Consider the following 20,090-nt stretch of genomic DNA (forward strand, 5'->3'; position numbering starts at 1 on the left):
TTATCCTCTAAAGCTCATTGAATTTTAATCAAAGAACAATGGGATTTTTTTACTATAGATGATAAAATAGTTGGTAACTTCCATAACTGACTAAAAAACCTTCCTTAAAGCTTCCTTCACTCGATTCCACTGGATATGTTAATGAAAAGACTTAAACAAATAATGCCTTCAAGACTCTACTTATAGCGTTCTAAACACACCACCAACACCAAGAAGCATACCGGCAATAAGCTATACATACCACCACCGACGATTGTCCACCCTGGGTGGACAGATTCATCAAAATGTCCACAAACGGTGCCTGTCACCATTACTGTCACCATTAAATTTATGGGGGTTTTAGCAAATGAATTCTACACAAAAGAGAAGTAGAAAGTGGTTAAAGGTAACAGGAATTATTCTTTTGTTGGTCTTTGTTGCTATCGGTGCTTATAGTTACACGGTTTATAAGTCTTTAAAAACTGCAGTTGTAACGATGCATCAGCCGGTTGAACGGATACAGCCGGAAAAAAGGGAACAACCAGTAGCATTAGAAAAGAAGGATCCCTTCTCCGTCTTAATGCTGGGCGTTGATGAACGAAAGGGAGATAAGGGTCGCTCCGACACCATCATTGTGCTGGCCGTGAATCCGAATAATAATTCCGTTAAAATGCTGAGCATTCCTCGAGACACCCGGACTGAAATCATCGGGAAAGGCAAAGAAGATAAAATAAATCATGCTTATGCGTTCGGTGGTGTACCGATGTCCATGGATACAATTGAAAATTTCCTCGATATCCCAATCGACTATTATATGAAGATTAATATGGAAGGGTTTAAGGACCTTGTTGATTCAGTAGGGGGCGTAAAAGTCCAAAATGACTTTGAGTTTGACCAGTTTGGTTTTCATTTCGGAACAGGGGAAATTACGCTAGACGGAGAACAAGCCCTGATTTTTTCTAGAATGAGACACGATGATCCTCGTGGAGACTTCGGGCGTCAATCCAGACAGCGTGAAATTATTAAAGCAGTGATTAAAGAGGGTGCAAGCGTATCAAGTTTAACGAATTTCCCCTCCATCTTTGATGCACTGGGGAAAAATATAAAAACAAATCTTACATTTGACCAAATGGTCGATATCCAGAAAAACTATCGTGACGCCGGAAAAGACATTGAACAAATGGAAATAAAAGAAACTGGCACAATGATCAATAAAATCTACTATGGCTTGGTATCACCAGGAGAAAAACAAAGAATCCAAACCGAGTTAAAAAAACAGTTGGAATTAGAAACACCATAAAATCATTGAAAAGGATGACGAAACTGCATTTTTCCGTCATCCCTTATTTGGTTATCCTAGGCGCCCAAAATTTTCTCAACATCTTTTTTATAAGGCATAGCAGGTGCTGTACCAATTTTGGTTACGGAAAGACCGGCAACTGCATTGGCGAAAGTCATGGCCTCCCGAACAGAATGCCCGGTGCTGAGCGCGTGAGCAAGTCCACCATTAAAGGCATCACCGGCCCCTGTCGTATCAACTGCCTCTACTTTAAATCCTGGAACCAGTTCACCCTTTTCACCCCCTGTATAAAGGAACGCCCCTTTTGAGGCAAGGGTGATGATAACCGTTTCAACGCCCATGCTATGTATCTTGATCGCAGCCTCCAAGGCCGATTCTTCATCTTTAACTTCGATCCCGCTTAAGTCAAATGCTTCCGTTTCGTTTGGAGTAATATACGATACATCTGATAGAATCTCTCTTGGAAACTCCTGATATGGAGCGGGATTTAAAATAACAGGCACACCATATTTCTTTGCTAGTTTCACTGTTGTAACAACTGCTTCAATGCTTGTTTCAAGTTGAACCAATACGATTTCTGCTGTTTTGAACTTGTCCTCTGCTTTGATTACTTCATCTTCTGTAATAGTCCCGCAGGCACCTAGGGCAACAACAATGCTGTTTTCACTTTTTGCATCCACAGCAATCAGTGCAGCACCAGTAGATTGGGTTGGATCTACCTTAATATATTGTGTATTAACATTTTCTTCTTTAAAGTGTTTCAATGCAGCTTGGCCAAAAAGATCATCACCCACTTTGGTGATAAACGTAACCGCTGAGCCACACCTCGCAGCAGCTGTTGCCTGATTTCCACCTTTTCCTCCAGGTCCCATCTGAAACGGCCCTCCAAGAACCGTTTCCCCCGGCTTTGGAAGATGCGGTGCTCGGCTCATCAAATCCACAACATAACTACCCACTACAACAACCTTAGACATATTCTCTCACCTCAAATAATGACCTACATTCCTATGCTTTAACTTTAACACTAGCAGATTTGACCATTAGAAAGAAATAATTGAATATAAAATTTCATTGATGTTAGTAAATATTCGCTTCAAAATAAAAAGTAGCTTAGAAAAAAAGACACTGTCAGAAAGGAGAATTAAAATGATTTGGCTTTATTTCTTTTTGTCTTATTTAATTGGCTGCATCATGTTCGGATTTTTACTCACAAAAGCTTTCTATCATAAGGATATTCGCCTGCAAGGGAGTGGGAACGTCGGGGCGCGGAATGCCGGGCGCCTTTACGGCAAAAAGGCTTTTGTTATCACTTTTCTTGGCGATGCTTTTAAGGGTGGGCTAGTTATTTTCGTTGGACGTTACCTCGACCTTACAGAACCATTTCAATTAATCGGCTTGGCCCTTGCGATAATTGGTCATTTAAAGCCCATTACCCTTAAGTTTAAAGGAGGCAAGGGAATTTCAACATTCATTGGTGGGATAATAGTCTTCGAACCGCTCCTAGCACCCATGATCGTCCTAGCCTTTCTCATCACCTATCCTTTTACCAAAAGCTTCACCTTTTCAGGATTAGGAGCGTTTCTTCTCATTCCAGTGTTTTTATTTATTAATCATGATAATCTGACAATTGGCGCACTGGCAGCCGTTATTCTTGCCTTAATACTTCTAGCACACTCTGAAAATATCAAAGAAAGATTGAGAAAATAATTCCCAATTACACTTCCCCATTCAACTCAACCGCTTCATAAATACTTTTATCCGTGATGCATTCGCTTGCCTGGAGGTCGGAAATCGTCCGGGCAAGGCGGATGATTTTGATTTGTGTTCGATTGCTGAATCCCCTCTTAAAAGATAACTGTTGGAGGTTTCGCTGTTGCTCCCACGTCAAGGGGCTTGTCCTTACAAGCACCTCATAAGAAACCCTGCCATTGCAAACCTGTTCCCCATAGCGGTCATATTGCCGCTTTCTAGCTTCATCCACTCTTTTTCGGACAATCGTGGAGGGCTCCCTTACCTGCTCCATCATTGCTTCACTAAAATCAACCGGTCTTAATGATAGATTAATATCAAACCGATCCCGAATCGGACCTGAAAGTTTATTTTTATAAGCAAGAACCTGCTTCGGTGTGCAGGTGCAGTAATGGATATTCGAGCCTTCATATCCACAAGGGCATGGGTTCATGGCAGCCAAAAATATAAATTCAGCGGGATAGGTAATCGTCGCATGGGTGCGGTTAATCGTAATCGACCCATTTTCCAATGGCTGCCTTAACATATCCAATGTTTTTTTCGAAAACTCGCCGATTTCGTCGAGGAATAATACACCGCGATTGGCCAATGATATTTCACCTGGTTTAGGATATTGACCGCCGCCAATAATGGAGACACCTGAAGCGGAATGATGAGGATTTCGAAAAGGAGGCACAATGGTCCGAGGATAAGCATTCCGGCTTAGTTGATATAAGCTGATCACTTCGAGTAGGGCTTCCTTACTTAATTCAGGCAAAATCGTCGGAAAACTCCCTGCCAACAGACTTTTCCCACAACCCGGCGGACCCGTCATTAAAACATGATGTTCACCTGCGGCAGCAATCTCAAACGCATGTTTCGCGCTGCCATGACCAATAATCTGTTGAAAGTCAAATAAATCCGTGCCCTTGAAACTAACCTCTTCTTTATTTTTATATAGAGGAGGAATCCATTCGCCAGACAGGTGCCCAATCACATCCTGCAGGCATGAAACATAAACGATATCTACCACTTGTAAATCTAGCGCCGGAAGAGCCTTATCATAGGGCAAATATAGTCTTTTAATTCCAAGCCTTTTAGCTGCAAGCGCGGCAGGCAGCATTCCTTCAACTGGCTGTATCGAACCATCCAATGACAATGCTCCAAGAAAACCAGTTTCAACAGGAATGACCATGTCTAATTCATGTAAGCTCATTAATAGACTAATTGCCATCGGCACATCAAACATCGGCCCAAATTTCTTTTGGTCAGCGGGCGATAGATTGATGGTTATTTTTTGACCAGACAAGGTGTAACCTAAAGAACGAAGGGCCGCAATGATGCGTTCCTTTGATTCCTTCACCGCCGCATCTGGCAGCCCGACGATTTTAAACGAATCAGTCCCAACATAGGTGCCAACCTCGACATTCATCCGGTATCCTTCCATTCCCTTAAGGCCAATGCTCGTCACGCGCGCCCACATTACAACATCACCTTTTCGCCCATATAGAGCTTTCCATTTTCCCAGAAAAATTTATCATTCCATCGTGATTTCATATATTGCTTATAATGCTGCGGCTGGGGGTGAGGAAAATAGGCAAGAAGTGGTTGCGGATCAATGAGCGGAACATCGTTAAGGTTGAGATAGGCACGATAGCTGCTCCACGGATAATCCTCCGGACGGCTAACCATTCCGGCACTCACAGGATTCATGTGAATATACTTACTGACATCGAGCTCATATTCTGGGGAATTAAGCAATTCAGCGCCAAAACGCTTTTCAAACACATGCCCTGAATACTTGTATTTTTTATTGAAAAATTTCGCGTATTTCGTATTGAGGTTTTTCATGATAGTACTAAGAGGAGATTCCAGTGTTTCAAGCTGGAGATGGATATGATTGGTCATTAAGCAAAAGGAGTGGAGAATGAATGGGTAATAAAGCCTTGTTTCTTCTAGTAAATCGAGGTATTTTTCATAATCTTCATCGTCATAAAAAAGCGAACTTTTCCTATTTCCTCTGCTAGTCACATGATATTTCGCACCTGCAAACCACATTCGAGCCCTGCGTACCACAGTCCATCACACCTTTTCTATTTTATACTACTATTCATTATACTCGGTTCCCCCCACTCGATTAGCAATATCCGGAATATTTAACAAAATGTTCAAAGCTGAAAACGCCCAAGCAGTCGAATGTATAAAAAGTCCTGCATGCTAATATTTATTTAATATAACATCTTACACCTAGGGGGTATGTCTCTGAAAACGGTAAGAATTATTCAATGGCTGATCGGGATTCTCCTTCTTGTATACGGCATTTATCTGATTTTCGGAACGCAGGAGTTTTTTGGGACCATTTTAGTTATCGGCGCTTTTTTAATTTTCCCAAGTGTTAAAAAAAGAGCGCATTCCAATGATTTCTACGAAAATAATGATAATAATGATTACTCTAATGATAATGACAATGATGGCGGGGACAGTGACGGCGGTGGAGATTCAGGCAGAGATTAATATGAAAAATGTCCCCGAATTTGGGGACATTTTTATTTGGCTTTCGTAAAAAAGTACAGAAACCACACCGCATGATTTTGCTCATCGGCCGCCGCTCTTCGAAACGTCTCTTTAACAAATGAATCAGTCGCACCATCCGCAATTTCCATATAAAAATCAACGGTATGCTGTTCATCCTGCAGGGCAAATTCCACTCCGGCTACATAAGTATCAGGACATTCCTCTGTTATTTTTGGCTGAGGCTGCCTGCCCGTTAGACGGCTATAAAGCTGAACAAATTGCTGATAATGCTTCACCTCATCCTCACGAATTTCAAGGATTTGTTTCCGTTGCTTTTCACTAGAGGCCAACTTGGCTAACTTAGCATAGCAATTGATCGCACTATACTCACCATTTATTGCTTTTTCAAGATTACTTATCAACTTATTGGGTTGCCTGTTTAAAGCATCGTAGTAATTGGTGTAAGGATACATAATACAGCCCCTTTTCATTCTCATTGTATATCTTACGGGCATTTAACCTTTGGGTGCTTTTTAGAGATTAACAAATTTCGTCTCCCCTCCTCTAAATTCCAACAAGATTTCCCTTATTCCCCGGGAAACTTTCAATATTCGACCCGTTCTCCCTCCATTTGCCAATTTATAAAAAAGAATGTCGATTTTCCCTTCACATAATAAAAAACATGTGAATTCGGCTGGCAGCAGTCCTAATGCTGCTCAAGGGATTGAAACCTATTATAATTCCGTTGATGGTGTCATGCCTGAGGAAAGCAAACAACTTACCACTTACCTTCAGAACGAAGTCATCAAAGCAACTGGCGCGGTCACAAGAGGAGTAAAGGATGAAAGCTTCCGGGTGATACGAGACAACGCGGCACCTGCGGTCTTAGTGGAAATCGTCTTCATCACCAATACCGGAGAAAGGGCCAACCTCACTAGCGACATCTACCAAAACAAGCTCTGCAATGGTCTGCTGAACGGATTATTGAAGTTTTTCAAACAGTAAAAATAAAAAAGCATTGACATTACGGGCGCAAAATCCGTATAGTCAATGCTTTTTTTGGTGAAACAGTTACTAATAAGAAATGGTAACATATACTTTAATAATGCCATTTTGTTGATATTAGTAATGCTAGAGGAGGTTTTCATCATAAAAAAATCGTTATTGGTTTTACTTACTAGCTTTTTAATCCTGCTTGGTGGGTGCTCTATGTTGAATGATGCTAAAAATACGCTCACATATATCAATGAAGCAACGGAATATTTAGACAAAGCGACTGCTTTTGCTAATGATGCCCCGTCCCTTGCTCAGCAAGCTGTAGGAAATCAGCAGGCAGCCAAACAACTTGAAACGCTGCTGAAGCAAATGAAGCAAGAAATTCAGTCCTTTAATCAACTGCAAGCACCGGATATGGCCGTTGACTTGCACCAGCAAATTGTGGATCAAAACAACAAACTAATCGATGGAATTAACCTATACTTAAATAATTTCAAGAACGGCCTACTCGACCCATCCGTGCTTTCTAACACTGAACTCTTTCAAACTGTTCAAGACATCACAAGCATCATTAATCAAATTAAACAGCTTGGTCAGTAAGCTAATTTAAAAAAGGCCCTCATCACACCTAAATGTGATGGGGCCTTATACTTTACCCAACCTTATTTGGAACACAGCACCACCTTGCTCGCTGCTCAACGCCTTAATCGTTCCACCGTGTCCTTCAATGATGGCTTTGGTGATGGCGAGACCAATTCCTGATCCTCCTTCTTCACCGCTATAGAATCGTTGGAATACCTTGTCCTCCTCCCCAGATGCAAGTGCCAGCCCGGGTCCATCGTCCGTAACTTCTATCATAACAGCCTGTTGTTGACCGATACTGCTTTTCACGATAACTACCGATTTCGCATACCGGATGGCATTCCCCAGCAGATTGATGAGGGCACGCTTCATTTTTTCCCGGTCGACCATAACAGGTTTGGAGATAGACCCCTCGACGATAATATCAATTTCCCGCTGCTCGGCCAACGCCGCGACACTTTCCACAGCCTCCCAAATGATAACCTCCAGTGATTCGTTCTTGAACACAAAGCTTTCCTCCACACTCTCAAGCTTTGCCAAATAGGTAATACCTTCCACAATCCGCTTCAAACGCTGGCTTTCGGCAATAATGACATTTAAGCTTTTGTTGACATCATCACCGGTGACGATTCCATCCAAAATGCCCTCTGCATTTCCCTGGATTGCCATTAACGGTGTTTTTAATTCATGCGAAGCATTTTGAAAAAATACTTTTTGGTCTTCATCATACTTCTTCAGCCTCTGCGACAAAGCATTGAAGCTTTCGGCCAACTCACCAATTTCATCCTTCGACGCAAGGTGAATCTCCTTATTCACCCCTTTCAACGAATAGTTTTTCATATACTCGCTAAGAGTTCGAATTGGCTTGGTAATCCCCCTTTTGAAAAATAAACCTAAAACCACGGCGATTAAGGCCGACAAAACTAAACTAAACAGCTGTGACCTTCGCATCAGCCGGTTCAATTCCTGCACCTGTTCAAGTCTTGCCACTAAGGTAACATACCCACGTGTCTTTCCATTTTTCGATTGGATTGTTACCGTTTCAGAAACAAAATTCCGACTTGTCCCTTGTCTAAATTCTTCTAATGCATCATTCTTTAAATCGGTATAAATAATCTTCTGACGTGCTGACCAAATGATCATTTTTGATGACAATAACCGCTCGGTCACAGCCAGCGCCTTTCGATTCGACAGTTTATCCTCAATCGCCGCACTTGAGAGCGCCGACTTGCCAAGCAATTGGCTCATTACCTTGGCTTCCTTCGCCAGCTGCTGTTCAGTTTCGTGTATCAAATAGCGCTGCGAGATAAAGCGAAACGATAAGCTAGTAATAATAAAAATGCTGATAATCAATAAAAAATATGTGAATAAGAGCTTTGAGCCTATTTTCATATTACTCATCCAATCTGTACCCATATCCCCAAATCGTCGACAACGTCACCATTGATTGGTGCTGTTCTAATTTTTTTCGGACCCGCTTCACCAAATCGTCGATAAGCCGCCCGTCTCCGGCGAATTCATAGCCCCAAATAAACTCGAGCAGTTCCTCTCGTGTGAACGGCTTCCCCCTATTTCGCGACAAAAAGCTGAACAAATCGTACTCCTTTGTCGTCATTTTGATTTCCTGTCCGTCTTTTTCTATGTATCGCCGCTCTATATCAATCTTTACATCTCGTATGTTCAAGATTTGCGTGCCAATGGCGGTCATTTTCTCAAGCCTCTTAAAGATATTTTTGATTCGAACCATCAATTCACGTGGACTGAAGGGTTTGGTCAGGTAATCATCCCCGCCAAGCTCCAAGCCTAAAATCCGGTCAAATTCCCCGTCACGTGCAGAGACAAAAATAATCGGAATATCGTTCACCCGGCGAATTTCTTTGCAAAGCTCAAGTCCGTCGAGATGAGGCATCATAATATCAATAATCATCAAATCCGGACTAAGTCGAAGCATCTCTTGAAAAACTTGTCTGCCATCTGAAAAAAGTGTCACCTTGTAGCCTTCATTTTCGATATATTTCTGCAAAATATCGCGAATATTCTTCTCATCATCCACGACAAAAATATGCTTCATCTCCGGTTCACCTCGCCTTCATTATATAATAAAGAAGAGATAGCATTGAAACACTATCTCTTCGTAATGGTTATTTTAAAATCCCAATCATCTTATCCAGTTCAGCTAGTTTTTCTTTCATTTTTCCATTTATGTTTTGTTGAGTAGCAATCAGTTTTGAGAACTGCACACTGCCTTCACCTTTTTTCAACGCTTCCTTAAGTGCCTTTCGTTCATCTTTTCCTTCTTCTAAAAGAGTCTTCATACCACCGTTTAGCGCCTTCAATTGCTTTTTCACTTCTCTTGCCTGCTTCATATCTTCTTTATTACCGCTTTGTTTCGCGCCAATCACTAAGTCGAGAAGCTGGTCCTTTTTTTCAACGGCTTGTTTCTTTAAGTCAAGGCGCTCCTCACGCAGTTGATTGACTTGGTGAATTTGTTCCTTAAATTGGCTTAGAACCTGAAGCCGTTTTCCAACATGATCCGCTTTTGCTTCTACTTTTGCCGGTTGATTTTCAGCGGCAGAAACACTCTGGATACGATAAACTCCGCCTAACAGCATAAGTGCGCCAATCCCGACAATCAATCCTTGTTTTAATTTCATTTCCATCGCTCCTTTCCTTTACAGTATAGACAAGGAGTGTGGCAGAACTTCGGAACAAATGTGTGAAAAGTGTGTGAAAATGGGCAGTGCATTAAAAAAGCCTTGCCTCATGTTTCATTTAGGCAAGGCTAAATAAATTATTTATCAGTTAAAGCACTATACGCATTGGCTTCGCCAGAGCCGAATAGCTCATCGTGGCCAACTTTACCGTAATCAAGTGCTGTCTTTTCAATCAGTGCCTTGACTTGTGCTGGAGTATAGTCTGGGTGAGCTGCCTTAATGACACCTGCAATTCCAGCTACTTTTGGTGAAGCCATGGAAGTGCCGTGAAGGTAGGCGTATCCTTTATTGTCCACCATTGTAAAATACTTAGGTAAGTATCTAGGCCAAGTTGACAGCGCACGATAAGTAAAATCACGGTCACCTAAAATCCGTGTAGCATCATATTTTGGACCGTTGTCTCCACCAGGAGCAGCAACATCTATAAAGCTATTACCATAGTTCGAATAGAATGCTAGCTTATTCGTTGACCACATATTGGAAGATGCAACCGTAATCACTCCTGGGACAGCGCCTGGCACATCCACTGTTACGCCTTTGAAAACAACACTATCACCACCATAGTTGACATTCAAATAGTCAGTAAGTGACTTTTTATCAGCATAATTCAAAGAATCATTCCCCGCTGATGCGACAACAGTAACGTTTTTATTTACAGCATATCGGACAGCCCGCTTCCAAAGAAGCAAATCAGCAATATCACTATAACGCGTGCCGTCAACATAATACTTCAAATTATCGAAACCGCCAATAGACATATTGATAACATCGACTCCATCATTGGCAGCTTGAACGATTGCCGCAACGATTGGTGAAGTAGGAGCGCTTCCAGAAGCATCAAAAATACGGTAAGCACGAATTCCTAAGTTCGGACCTACACCTTTAATTGAACCATTTCCGGCGATAGATCCAGCAACATGAGTGCCGTGACCGTTTGTATCCGTTACATCAGTAGTAATTCCTTGTTCTCCCGGGACGTCCCCATAATATCCCCCCTTTGGAACGAAGTTTTTACCACCGATAAAGTTTGCGGCTAAATCAGGATGTCCGGCATCAATACCAGAGTCGATTACTCCAACAACTGCCTTATGAGCTACTTTACCGTCAGTTGTTTTAGTCCCACCTGACTCTAATGCGAACGATTTCCCTTCACTCGTTAAATGACGGATATCCCATTGCGAACTCCAGTATGTACCGTCAGCATCTTTTTTAATATCGACTGACTGTCCATCTGCCCCTTCAGGATTACCATCCTCTAATTTGTAATCCCTTTCAGTATTAGCCGCGACAATAGTTCCGCTCGACTTCAACTGACTAAGGAAATTAGGATTTGAAGATCGAACTTCCACTCCGCCAACCTCAGGCATAGCCCTTACTACCTCTCCGCCAGCACTCTTAATTTCAGCAAGATAGTTTTTAGGTAAAGACTGACTATAAGCAATCAAATAATTTTTACTTACAGTCTGTGTACTCGCAGATGTGTGAACACTAGTTGAAAAGCCTAATAAAGACATTGCTAAAACACTGCTGGCGACAATCGCCATTCCCCTTTTTTTCTTCTTCAAAAGCAAAACCTCCTCTATATTTGTCCCAACATTGTTAATTTTAAGTTGATAGATTCCACTTTGAAAACAAATTCTTCTCGATAAAAAACGACATGGCTTGCAGAACTTGCCTAAGTATGTCTTTATATAAAATTTCTAAGAAACTAACAAAATTTCATTTCTAGTCATAATTCCTTCTTTTTCACCAAAAAGACCTCTCTGCCATGGCATTCTCCATAGACTGAGAGGTCCTTTCTATTATTATTTCATTTTTGTACCAGCGCTATATTTCACCTTTAGCACTAATATTGTTAACGCCAAAATTAACGTAATAAAGTTAGCTATGATAATGGGGATATCATTGATAAATAGTCCATATATCAGCCATAACAACACACCCGCGGTGAACATGCCGTACATGATAAATGAAATACCTTCTGTGTTCTTCTCCCTAATCGTTTTGATCGCCTGCGGAAGAAATGAAAGTGTTGTTAAAATTGCCGCCAAATAACCGAATAAGGATATAATATCCTCCATTGTCCTGCCTCCTATTTCCTTATGTAAAAATAAATATGAAACAACTCATGTCTGACACCGAGGCACCTCTTCCATTATACTATTATACAACACTGCATATCTTAAATGATGGTAATATAATGGCATTTTTTTGAAAGGGGAATTTCCCATGGAACAAAACGGCATTTTTCATTCCGTATGCCCGCTTGACTGCCCAGATCAGTGCGGATTGCTTTTACATAAAGAAGACGGAAAAATCGTTAAGGTCGAAGGTGACCCAGGGCATCCGGTGACGAAGGGTCATATCTGCAACAAGGTACGAAATATGGCGGAACGGATTTATGATGATAAGCGACTGAAATATCCTATGAAACGTGTTGGCCCAAAAGGTGAAGGAACGTTCACTCGCATCAGTTGGGAAGAAGCCATCCAGACCATCACCTCCCGCTGGTCGCACCTGATTGAAACGGCCGGCCCGGAAAGTATTCTTCCCTACAGCTTTTACGGGAACATGGGCAGACTCAGCGCCGAAGGAATGGATCGCCGCTTCTTCCATCGCCTCGGCGCTTCCAGACTGGATCAAACCATCTGCTCCGTCGCCGGCTCCGTTGGCTATAAATATACGATGGGCGGCAGCCTTGGAATCGACCCGGAGGATACCATTCACTCCAAGCTGATTATTTTTTGGGGTATCAATGCCGCCAGCACCAACATGCATCAGGTTGCCCTCGCACAGAAGGCACGCAAGCAAAATGGCGCCAAAATCATCGTGATCGATGTTCATAAAAATCAAACTGGCAAACTTGCAGACTGGTTTATTCCGATTCTACCAGGAACCGACAGTGCCCTCGCACTCGGACTCATGCAAATCTTGTTTGCCGAAAACATGGTCGACGATGACTTTCTCAAAAACTATACGGTTGGACACGAAGAACTGCAGGAGCATGTCGCTCAATACGACCCGGTCACTGTTGCTGAAATCACTGGAGTCCCTGTTGAGGACATTTATAAGCTGGCACGGATGTATGGGGAAACGGCACCTTCGTTTATTCGGATCGGGAACGGTCCGCAGCATCACGACAATGGCGGAATGTTCGTTCGAACTGTCGCTTGTCTGCCAGCTCTTACCGGCCAGTGGCTTGTCAAAGGCGGCGGTGCAATTAAAGGAAATTCTGCCTATCTAGCACCGAATACTGAATACCTGCAGCGACCTGATCTTTTGAAAAATAGAAACACCCGCGTGGTGAACATGAACCTCCTTGGAGAAGCGCTTTTAACCTTAGAGCCACCGATAAAATCACTCTATGTGTACGGCTCAAACCCGGTAGTTGTGGCACCTTCTAGTCATAAAGTGAGAAAAGGTCTTGCCCGTGAAGATTTATTTACCGTCGTTCACGATTTATTTTTAACAGATACAGCCAAATATGCGGACATTGTATTACCGGCAACGTCATCGTTCGAAAATACGGATTTTTATACATCCTACTGGCATCATTATGCGCAGCTGCAAAAGCCAGTCATCGAACCAGTTGGTGAAGCAAAATCGAATGTCGATGTTTTCCGCCTGCTCGCTAAGTCCATGGGATTCGGCAGCGAACCAGCCTTTACTGAGACAGAAGCGGAGATGATTCAAGGTGCGCTGGATAACCCGCGGAATCCATATTTGAAAGAGATAAACTATGAAGTGCTAGCCGACCAGCATTATCAGAAAGCCGCGGTGAAACCATTGTTTCTAGGTACACTTCCGACTCCAAGCGGAAAAATAGAATTATATTCTGAGAGGATGAAGGCGGATGGTTACCTGCCGCTACCAACCTATCTCCCGCTAGTGAATGATGGGAATCATCCTTATCAATTTGTTCCAGGGCCAAATCATAATTTCTTAAACTCTACTTTTTCTAACAATAGTCGGCACATCGAGCTGGAAAAAGAACCACGTTTGCATATGAACCATAAGGATGCCCTAGATGAAGGTATTGTTGACGGCGAAACAGTCCGCGTGTGGAACGACCGTGGGGAATGCGAGCTGAAGGTATTAGTTGGAGATAACGTCCTTCCCGGAGTGGTTGTCAGCCAAGGACTTTGGGCAGACGCGAATGGCACTAAACAACTAGTAAACACACTAACCCCTGACCGGATTGCCGATATGGGAGGCGGCGCCACCTTCTTTTCTGGCCGTGTCAGCGTTGAAAAAATTTAATTTTTGCAAACAAAAGCTCCCAGGCTATGTCACTCCGGGAGCTTTTGTTAGTGGTACTAACTTTATCAAATACACGTTAGCTTGCCTTATAGCCCTTTCCCATCATTTCGTGGACGTTATGGACGGTTACGTAGGCATTTTCGTCGATTTCTTTAATGGTATTTTTTAGTTGGACGATTTCTTGCTTATTGATGACGATGTAGAGTACTTCCTTGTTCTGTCCGGTGTAACCGCCGCGCCCGTCCAAAACGGTCAGACCACGCGACATTTTATGGGTAATCCCCGCCAACACTTCCTCTGGTGTGTTGGAGATAATCAATACCGCGACTCTCTCATCGAGCCCTTCCACAATAAAATCAATTGCCTTCGCTCCAACATACACAATCAAAAGCGTGTACATCGCCTTTTCTAGCCCAATGATAAAAATCGACCCGGCGACGACAATAATATCAATAATGAGAATAGATTTCCCAATGCTCCACCCGAAAAATTGCGTCGTCAGCCTTGCTAAAATAGTTGTCCCGCCCGACGTCCCGCCAGCGCGAAAAATAAAACCGATCCCGGCCCCCACTAATAATCCGGCGAAAAGTGAAGCCAAAAGGGTATCATTGGTTAATCGCCTTCCAATATCCTCTGTTAAAAACAGAAACCCAGAACAGGCAGCTATCGAGATTAAGGTATAAACAAAGGCTTTTTTCTCAAAAAATTTATATCCAACTACAATCAGCACGGCGTTCAGAACAAAGTTCACGACTCCTGGTGACCAATCAAACAAATAGTGGGCAATGATGGTAATCCCTAGAAGACCACCTTCCGAGAGGTGATTAGGAATTGTAAAAAAGTTAACCCCAACCGCAAAGATTAACGCCCCCACCATGATGAAAAGTATATCCTTAATCAGTTTCCTCATAAAAATGCCATCCTTCTATAATAATGCTAATGCTTAAACGTAACCGCTAACAAACCTATCTTCTTATAATGATACAACAAAAAAGGATGCCCTAGTACTATAGAACACAAAAAGAGTAGAGACGTTGAACTCTACCCTTTTTAAGCGTTGCAGCTTGATAATTACCCTTGATTAAATAAATAAATTTAGCGATAAAAAAAGAGAAGAGCATCATCACTCCTCTCCTAATACCTTAATATTTCTGCCCCTTGTGCCATCTCCAAGCATCGCCAATGATTTGTTCTAGGCTTCTTTCTGCTTTCCAGCCTAATTCATCAAAGATTTTCGCTGAAGATGCTACGAGTCTTGCCGGGTCGCCATCACGGCGGTCGGCCATTTCTACGTTGGCTTTTATTCCTGTTACTTTCTCACAGGTCTCAATGACTTCCTTAACAGAATAACCAAGTCCGTTTCCTAGATTGTATGTTTCAGCGGACTTAGTCCCAGAAAGAAGCGCCTCAAGTGCAATGATATGGGCAGCTGCTAAATCGGTGACATGGATGTAATCGCGGATACACGTACCGTCCGGTGTATCATAATCATCCCCAAACACGGACACCTTTTCCCGTTGACCTAATAATTGCTGCAGTACAATCGGAATTAAGTGAGTTTCTGGATCGTGACTTTCACCAATCACGGCAGATTCATGTGCTCCCGCGGCATTAAAGTACCGAAGCACCACATATTGGAGACCATAGGCTTTTGAAAAATCAGCTAAAACCTGCTCGACCATTAGTTTAGAATGACCATATGGATTAATCGGTGCAGTGACTGTCGATTCATCAATGATCTCCACATTTGGAATGCCATAAGTCGCAGCCGTAGAGGAGAAAATAAAGTTTTTCACATTGAATTTCACCATAACCTTGAGCAAGGTCAAAGTGGATGCCACATTATTTTGATAATATTTCAAAGGATCAATAACAGACTCTCCTACCAGACTGTTGGCTGCAAAGTGCATAACTGCCTTGATCGGATAGCTTCTAAAGATCATTTGCAAATCTTCTTCATTGCCAAGATCTCCCTTAACAAAAATAGCCCGGCTATCAACAGCCTCACGATGGCCCGTAGACAGGTTATCCAGCACAACGACCTCTTCTTTTTCGACTAATTCCTTCACAAGATGGCTACCAATATAACCAGCACCGCCGACAACGAGAATCATAGTTCATTTCCCCTTATATTAAATTCATATACCCTTAGTATTATAGCACTTTAGTGCAAGGGCCGCTTGTCTTGGGCATTTGCTAATAATTCCCTTTCAAAAAATCCCAAGGTGCCAGACACCAATTTAATTTGAATTTTCTCACTTTCCCTATTAAAATCAACTCTAAGAGTGTTTTTTATTTTGAGGAGGCCCCTAATGAAACTGAGTCATGAAGAAATTGAGATATTAAAAATTATTGAGGAAGACCATAAACTTTCTGTTGAAACCATTGCATCCATGGTCCTTAGCAGCGAGGAAAAGGTAAAAGGTATTATTGAAAAATTAGAGCAAGAAAAAATCATCATCAGCTATCCAACTTTAATCGATTGGAGCAAAGTCGAGGGCCAGGAAAATATCATTGCGATGATCGATGTAAAAGTAACCCCGAAGCGTGGGGTCGGATTTGATGAGGTAGCGGAGAGAATCTATCGTTTTCCAGAAGTGACATCCCTCTATCTCATGAGCGGCGCCTACGATTTATCGATTACCGTTGAAGGAAAAACAATGACCCAAATCGCCACCTTCGTTTCGGAAAAATTATCTACGATTGAAAACGTTATTTCGACCACCACTCATTTCATGTTGAAAAAATACAAGCATGACGGGGTTATTTTTGGCGGCAGCGATGACAGGGATAAACGAATGGTGGTAACACCATGAAACAGGATTATGCCCATTATCTTTCCAACACAGCGAAAGAGCTCCAACCGTCCGGCATAAGGAAATTTTTCGATTTGGCCGCAAGCATGAAAGACGTGATTTCACTTGGCGTTGGGGAACCCGACTTTATTACGCCCTGGAATATTCGCGAAGCTGCCATTTTATCATTAGAGCAAGGTGAAACAGCCTATACGGCGAACCCGGGCTTATTGGAATTAAGACAAGAAATCACAAACTATCTCGGAACCAGATTTGAAGTCGAATACGACCCAAAAAATCAAATCATTGTAACAATCGGAGCCAGCCAGGCCATCGACCTTGCTTTTCGCGCGATCTTAAACCAAGGCGATGAGGTCCTGATTGTGGAACCAGCCTTTGTTTCTTATGCACCTTTGGTGGCAATAGCAGGTGGTACACCTGTCGCCCTGCCAACTTCGCCTGCGAACGGGTTTAAATTAACATCAGAGCAGCTCGAGAATGCAATTACAGAAAAAACAAAAGCGATTTTGCTTTGCTTTCCGAACAATCCAACAGGCACTTCTTTAAACAAGGAAGAACTGACGGAAATCGCAAGAATCGTGGAGAAGCACGATTTAATTGTCATCTCGGATGAAATCTATGCGGAACTTACATACGATGAAGTTTTTACTAGCTTTGCCGCGATTGAAGGCATGTATAATCGAACGATTTTAATCAATGGTTTTTCCAAAGGCTTTGCCATGACAGGCTGGCGCTTAGGTTTTCTTGCCGCTCCAGCCCCCTTTGTGGAAGTCATGCTAAAAATATTCCAATATACGACAATGTGCGCGCCAACGATGTTGCAGCATGGTGCGATTGAAGCCCTTCGCAACAGTTATCACGAAGTGGAAACGATGAAACGGAGCTACCGTAGAAGACGGAATTTTGTAGTACAAACGCTGAATAAAATCGGATTGGATTGTCATATTCCCGGGGGTGCCTTTTATGTATTTCCATCGATTAAAGCGACCGGCCTGACCTCCGAACAGTTCGCCGAAGAGTTGCTGATGCAGGAAAGGGTCGCGGTCGTTCCTGGTCATGTTTTTGGCGAAAGCGGCGAAGGCTATATTCGTTGTTCGTATGCTACCTCGATGGCCCAGCTTCAAGAAGCGCTGAAAAGAATGCAGCGGTTTTTGGAGTCGAAGGGTGTATTTGCGGAAAATCCCGAGGAGATACTCAAATAAATGTTAAATGCCCAATTCCGAGTGTGGAATTGGGCTTTTTCTTTTTTGATTAAAGGGATAATTTCGAAATGTTGAAGTTCAAATGAAGCATTCTGGTGGGGGTTACTTATAGCTGAAGGTGAAATTTAAGTTTTGCTAATTCTCTTTCATTTCTGGCTGATTTTTCCCAGATATGCTCCTGTTCTGCCCTGATATCAGTAAGGATATTAAGAATTTCAGTAAATTTCGCCTCATTTTTGGCATCCATAGCAGCCAATGTAGATTTTATACTTTGATTTTCCTTTTGCATGGTTTGAATGTCGTTCTTCATATCAAGCTGTTCTTTCTTCATTTCATGAAAGTCGACTTGCATCTCCTGCAATTTCTGATTCATGTTTCCTACCATCGAAATTAAGCTTGATAGCATTTCTTCCATTCTCTCTAGTTTCTTTTCCATTTCTATCACCTCTTTTCTATCAAATATTATACACCAATTTTTTAGACTATCGACAACATCCGATAATTTTCCTTTTTGATTCAATTAAAGTCTTGAAATTAAATGAAAGGGCATATTAAAAAATAATTATTGAAAATCCAACAGAAAACGAATAATATATTAAAGTATTTTAAAATTGTTCGTGTTTTCGGAGGAACCTTATGTTTAAACTAACAGAGAATCATACAAATGCAAAAACAGAAATACTTGCGGGGATTACGACCTTCTTCACCATGGTCTATATTGTAGTAGTAAACCCCATCATTCTTGCTGATGCCGGCGTTCCCTTCCAACAAGTTTTCACTGCCACCATCATAGCTGCCGTTGTCGGAACTCTATGGATGGGACTTTTTGCAAATTATCCAATTGCCATTGCACCTGGAATGGGTCTTAACGCTTACTTTGCCTATTCTGTAGTCGGCGGCCATCAAGGCATAACTTACCAAACAGCCTTCGCCGCTGTTTTTATTGCCGGTCTAATTTTTGTCATCTTATCTTTAACACCGTTACGAGAAAAATTAATCGATGCCATCCCGGATAACCTCAAACATGGAATTACCGCCGGAATCGGATTATTCATTGCTTTTATCGGTCTACGCCTTACAAAAATTATCACTGCGCATCCGACCAACCTTGTAGGTCTTGGTGACCTTCATGCTCCATCAGCTGTGTTGACCCTGATTGGTCTCGCCGTGACCCTCGTGTTAATGGTGCTGCGAGTCAACGGAGCTTTATTTTTTGGAATGATCGTAACCGGAATTATCGCCTTCTTTACCAATCAACTTTCCTTTAAGAATGGATTTATGGCATTGCCTTCGCTTCCAGACGGGCTTATGATTGGGAATCCTATCACCGCGTTTGGAGATGTCGTTCAACATAGCCTTTACGCCGTGGTATTCTCATTCATCCTGGTAACGATATTTGATACAACCGGTACCATGATTGGCGTCGCCAACCAAGCAGGCTTAATGAAAAATGGCAAATTTCCGCGGGCGCGCCAGGCATTACTGTCGGATTCCATTGCTACGGCGATTGGCGCTATGTTTGGGACGAGCCCAACCACCGCTTTTATTGAATCGTCATCAGGTGTCGCTGCCGGTGGCCGGACAGGCTTAACCTCGGTTACTGTAGCTGGATTATTTATCTTGTCCGCTTTCTTTGGCCCACTTGTCAGCGCTGTTTCAGGAATTTCAGCTATTACAGCCCCGGCCCTCATCATTGTGGGAAGTCTGATGATGGGAAGTATTGCGAAAATCCGCTGGAACGAGCTCGACGAAGCGTTCCCAGCATTCTTAACGATTCTCGCTATGCCGCTCACATCAAGTATTGCAACAGGAATCGCACTCGGATTCATTAGCTATCCGCTATTAAAATTAGTCAAAGGCAAATGGCGCGAAGTACACCCACTGCTTTACGTATTTGCGGTGCTGTTCTTTTATCAACTGGCGTTTTTGCAACACTAAGAGAGATAAAAAGAGTCCAATTCGCTTATGAATTGGACTTTTGTTATACCTTTGTAAAAAA

General features: G+C 42.4%; 21 protein-coding genes. 9 read left to right on the forward strand and 12 right to left on the reverse strand.

The features are described 5' to 3' along the window. The first annotated feature begins 346 nt into the window (after positions 1-346). Positions 347-1,279 (forward strand): LytR family transcriptional regulator, encoded by a 933-nt coding sequence (locus ABES02_RS00110; protein ID WP_430129126.1) that lies wholly within the window; start codon positions 347-349, stop codon positions 1,277-1,279. 56 nt (positions 1,280-1,335) lie between these two features. Here the strand turns inward: ABES02_RS00110 and rbsK are convergent, their stop codons facing one another. Then, on the reverse strand, positions 1,336-2,253 hold the full coding sequence (gene rbsK / locus ABES02_RS00115) for a ribokinase (RefSeq protein WP_430129129.1): 918 nt from the start codon (positions 2,251-2,253) through the stop codon (positions 1,336-1,338). Positions 2,254-2,425: 172 nt separating this feature from the next. Between rbsK and ABES02_RS00120 the strand changes: the two genes are divergently transcribed. After that, positions 2,426-2,986, forward strand: a complete 561-nt coding sequence (locus tag ABES02_RS00120; protein ID WP_430129132.1) for a glycerol-3-phosphate acyltransferase — start codon at positions 2,426-2,428, stop codon at positions 2,984-2,986. A 7-nt stretch (positions 2,987-2,993) separates the two neighbouring features. Here the strand turns inward: ABES02_RS00120 and ABES02_RS00125 are convergent, their stop codons facing one another. Both ABES02_RS00125 and ABES02_RS00130 read right to left on the reverse strand, forming a co-directional pair. Further along, positions 2,994-4,490, reverse strand: coding sequence for a YifB family Mg chelatase-like AAA ATPase (locus tag ABES02_RS00125; protein ID WP_430129135.1), 1,497 nt, complete (start codon positions 4,488-4,490; stop codon positions 2,994-2,996). Then, positions 4,490-5,083, reverse strand: coding sequence for a transposase (locus ABES02_RS00130; RefSeq protein ID WP_430129138.1), 594 nt, complete (start codon positions 5,081-5,083; stop codon positions 4,490-4,492). Before ABES02_RS00130 ends, ABES02_RS00125 begins: the two co-directional genes overlap by 1 nt. A gap of 180 nt (positions 5,084-5,263) precedes the next feature. On the opposite strand from ABES02_RS00130, the gene ABES02_RS00135 reads away from it, so the two are divergent. Then, complete coding sequence (locus tag ABES02_RS00135) at positions 5,264-5,521, forward strand: hypothetical protein (RefSeq protein ID WP_430129141.1); 258 nt, start codon at positions 5,264-5,266, stop codon at positions 5,519-5,521. Positions 5,522-5,553: 32 nt separating this feature from the next. Here the strand turns inward: ABES02_RS00135 and ABES02_RS00140 are convergent, their stop codons facing one another. After that, on the reverse strand, positions 5,554-5,994 hold the full coding sequence (locus ABES02_RS00140) for a ferritin-like domain-containing protein (RefSeq protein ID WP_430129144.1): 441 nt from the start codon (positions 5,992-5,994) through the stop codon (positions 5,554-5,556). 178 nt (positions 5,995-6,172) lie between these two features. Between ABES02_RS00140 and ABES02_RS00145 the strand changes: the two genes are divergently transcribed. Both ABES02_RS00145 and ABES02_RS00150 read left to right on the forward strand, forming a co-directional pair. Next, the gene (locus ABES02_RS00145; RefSeq protein ID WP_430129146.1) at positions 6,173-6,526 is read left to right on the forward strand and encodes an N-acetylmuramoyl-L-alanine amidase; all 354 of its coding nucleotides are present in this window, start codon (positions 6,173-6,175) and stop codon (positions 6,524-6,526) included. A 204-nt stretch (positions 6,527-6,730) separates the two neighbouring features. Next, positions 6,731-7,117, forward strand: coding sequence for a DUF6376 family protein (locus tag ABES02_RS00150; protein ID WP_430129149.1), 387 nt, complete (start codon positions 6,731-6,733; stop codon positions 7,115-7,117). A 45-nt stretch (positions 7,118-7,162) separates the two neighbouring features. On the opposite strand, the gene ABES02_RS00155 is transcribed toward ABES02_RS00150, so the two are convergent. From ABES02_RS00155 to ABES02_RS00175, 5 genes are all read right to left on the reverse strand, one after another. Then, positions 7,163-8,500 (reverse strand): sensor histidine kinase, encoded by a 1,338-nt coding sequence (locus tag ABES02_RS00155; RefSeq protein WP_430129151.1) that lies wholly within the window; start codon positions 8,498-8,500, stop codon positions 7,163-7,165. Next, positions 8,493-9,170, reverse strand: coding sequence for a response regulator transcription factor (locus ABES02_RS00160; protein ID WP_430129154.1), 678 nt, complete (start codon positions 9,168-9,170; stop codon positions 8,493-8,495). Before ABES02_RS00160 ends, ABES02_RS00155 begins: the two co-directional genes overlap by 8 nt. 70 nt (positions 9,171-9,240) lie before the next feature. Next, positions 9,241-9,753: a hypothetical protein gene (locus ABES02_RS00165; RefSeq protein ID WP_430129157.1), complete on the reverse strand. Its 513-nt coding sequence runs from the start codon at positions 9,751-9,753 to the stop codon at positions 9,241-9,243. A gap of 137 nt (positions 9,754-9,890) precedes the next feature. Beyond that, complete coding sequence (locus ABES02_RS00170) at positions 9,891-11,378, reverse strand: S8 family peptidase (RefSeq protein ID WP_430129160.1); 1,488 nt, start codon at positions 11,376-11,378, stop codon at positions 9,891-9,893. 240 nt (positions 11,379-11,618) lie between these two features. Then, on the reverse strand, positions 11,619-11,894 hold the full coding sequence (locus tag ABES02_RS00175; protein ID WP_430129163.1) for a SemiSWEET transporter: 276 nt from the start codon (positions 11,892-11,894) through the stop codon (positions 11,619-11,621). Between the two features lie 148 nt (positions 11,895-12,042). On the opposite strand from ABES02_RS00175, the gene ABES02_RS00180 reads away from it, so the two are divergent. Then, entirely contained in the window at positions 12,043-14,073 is a 2,031-nt protein-coding gene (locus ABES02_RS00180; RefSeq protein ID WP_430129166.1) for a molybdopterin-containing oxidoreductase family protein, read from the forward strand. Between the two features lie 76 nt (positions 14,074-14,149). Here ABES02_RS00180 and ABES02_RS00185 read toward each other — a convergent pair whose 3' ends face one another. After that, positions 14,150-14,983, reverse strand: a complete 834-nt coding sequence (locus ABES02_RS00185; RefSeq protein WP_430129169.1) for a YitT family protein — start codon at positions 14,981-14,983, stop codon at positions 14,150-14,152. Positions 14,984-15,215: 232 nt separating this feature from the next. Continuing rightward, a complete protein-coding gene (gene galE, locus ABES02_RS00190) occupies positions 15,216-16,187 on the reverse strand; it encodes a UDP-glucose 4-epimerase GalE (protein WP_430129172.1) in 972 nt (323 codons plus the stop codon). Positions 16,188-16,385: 198 nt separating this feature from the next. On the opposite strand from galE, the gene ABES02_RS00195 reads away from it, so the two are divergent. Both ABES02_RS00195 and ABES02_RS00200 read left to right on the forward strand, forming a co-directional pair. Next, positions 16,386-16,889, forward strand: coding sequence for an Lrp/AsnC family transcriptional regulator (locus tag ABES02_RS00195; RefSeq protein WP_430129175.1), 504 nt, complete (start codon positions 16,386-16,388; stop codon positions 16,887-16,889). Next, entirely contained in the window at positions 16,886-18,091 is a 1,206-nt protein-coding gene (locus ABES02_RS00200) for an aminotransferase (RefSeq protein WP_430129178.1), read from the forward strand. Before ABES02_RS00195 ends, ABES02_RS00200 begins: the two co-directional genes overlap by 4 nt. Positions 18,092-18,197: 106 nt before the next feature. Here the strand turns inward: ABES02_RS00200 and ABES02_RS00205 are convergent, their stop codons facing one another. Continuing rightward, on the reverse strand, positions 18,198-18,527 hold the full coding sequence (locus tag ABES02_RS00205) for a hypothetical protein (RefSeq protein WP_430129180.1): 330 nt from the start codon (positions 18,525-18,527) through the stop codon (positions 18,198-18,200). 200 nt (positions 18,528-18,727) lie between these two features. On the opposite strand from ABES02_RS00205, the gene ABES02_RS00210 reads away from it, so the two are divergent. Beyond that, positions 18,728-20,029, forward strand: coding sequence for an NCS2 family permease (locus ABES02_RS00210; protein ID WP_430129183.1), 1,302 nt, complete (start codon positions 18,728-18,730; stop codon positions 20,027-20,029). Positions 20,030-20,090: the final 61 nt, after the last annotated feature.

It is taken from the genome of Neobacillus pocheonensis (genome assembly GCF_050477905.1).
Classification (GTDB): domain Bacteria; phylum Bacillota; class Bacilli; order Bacillales; family Cytobacillaceae; genus Neobacillus; species Neobacillus pocheonensis_A.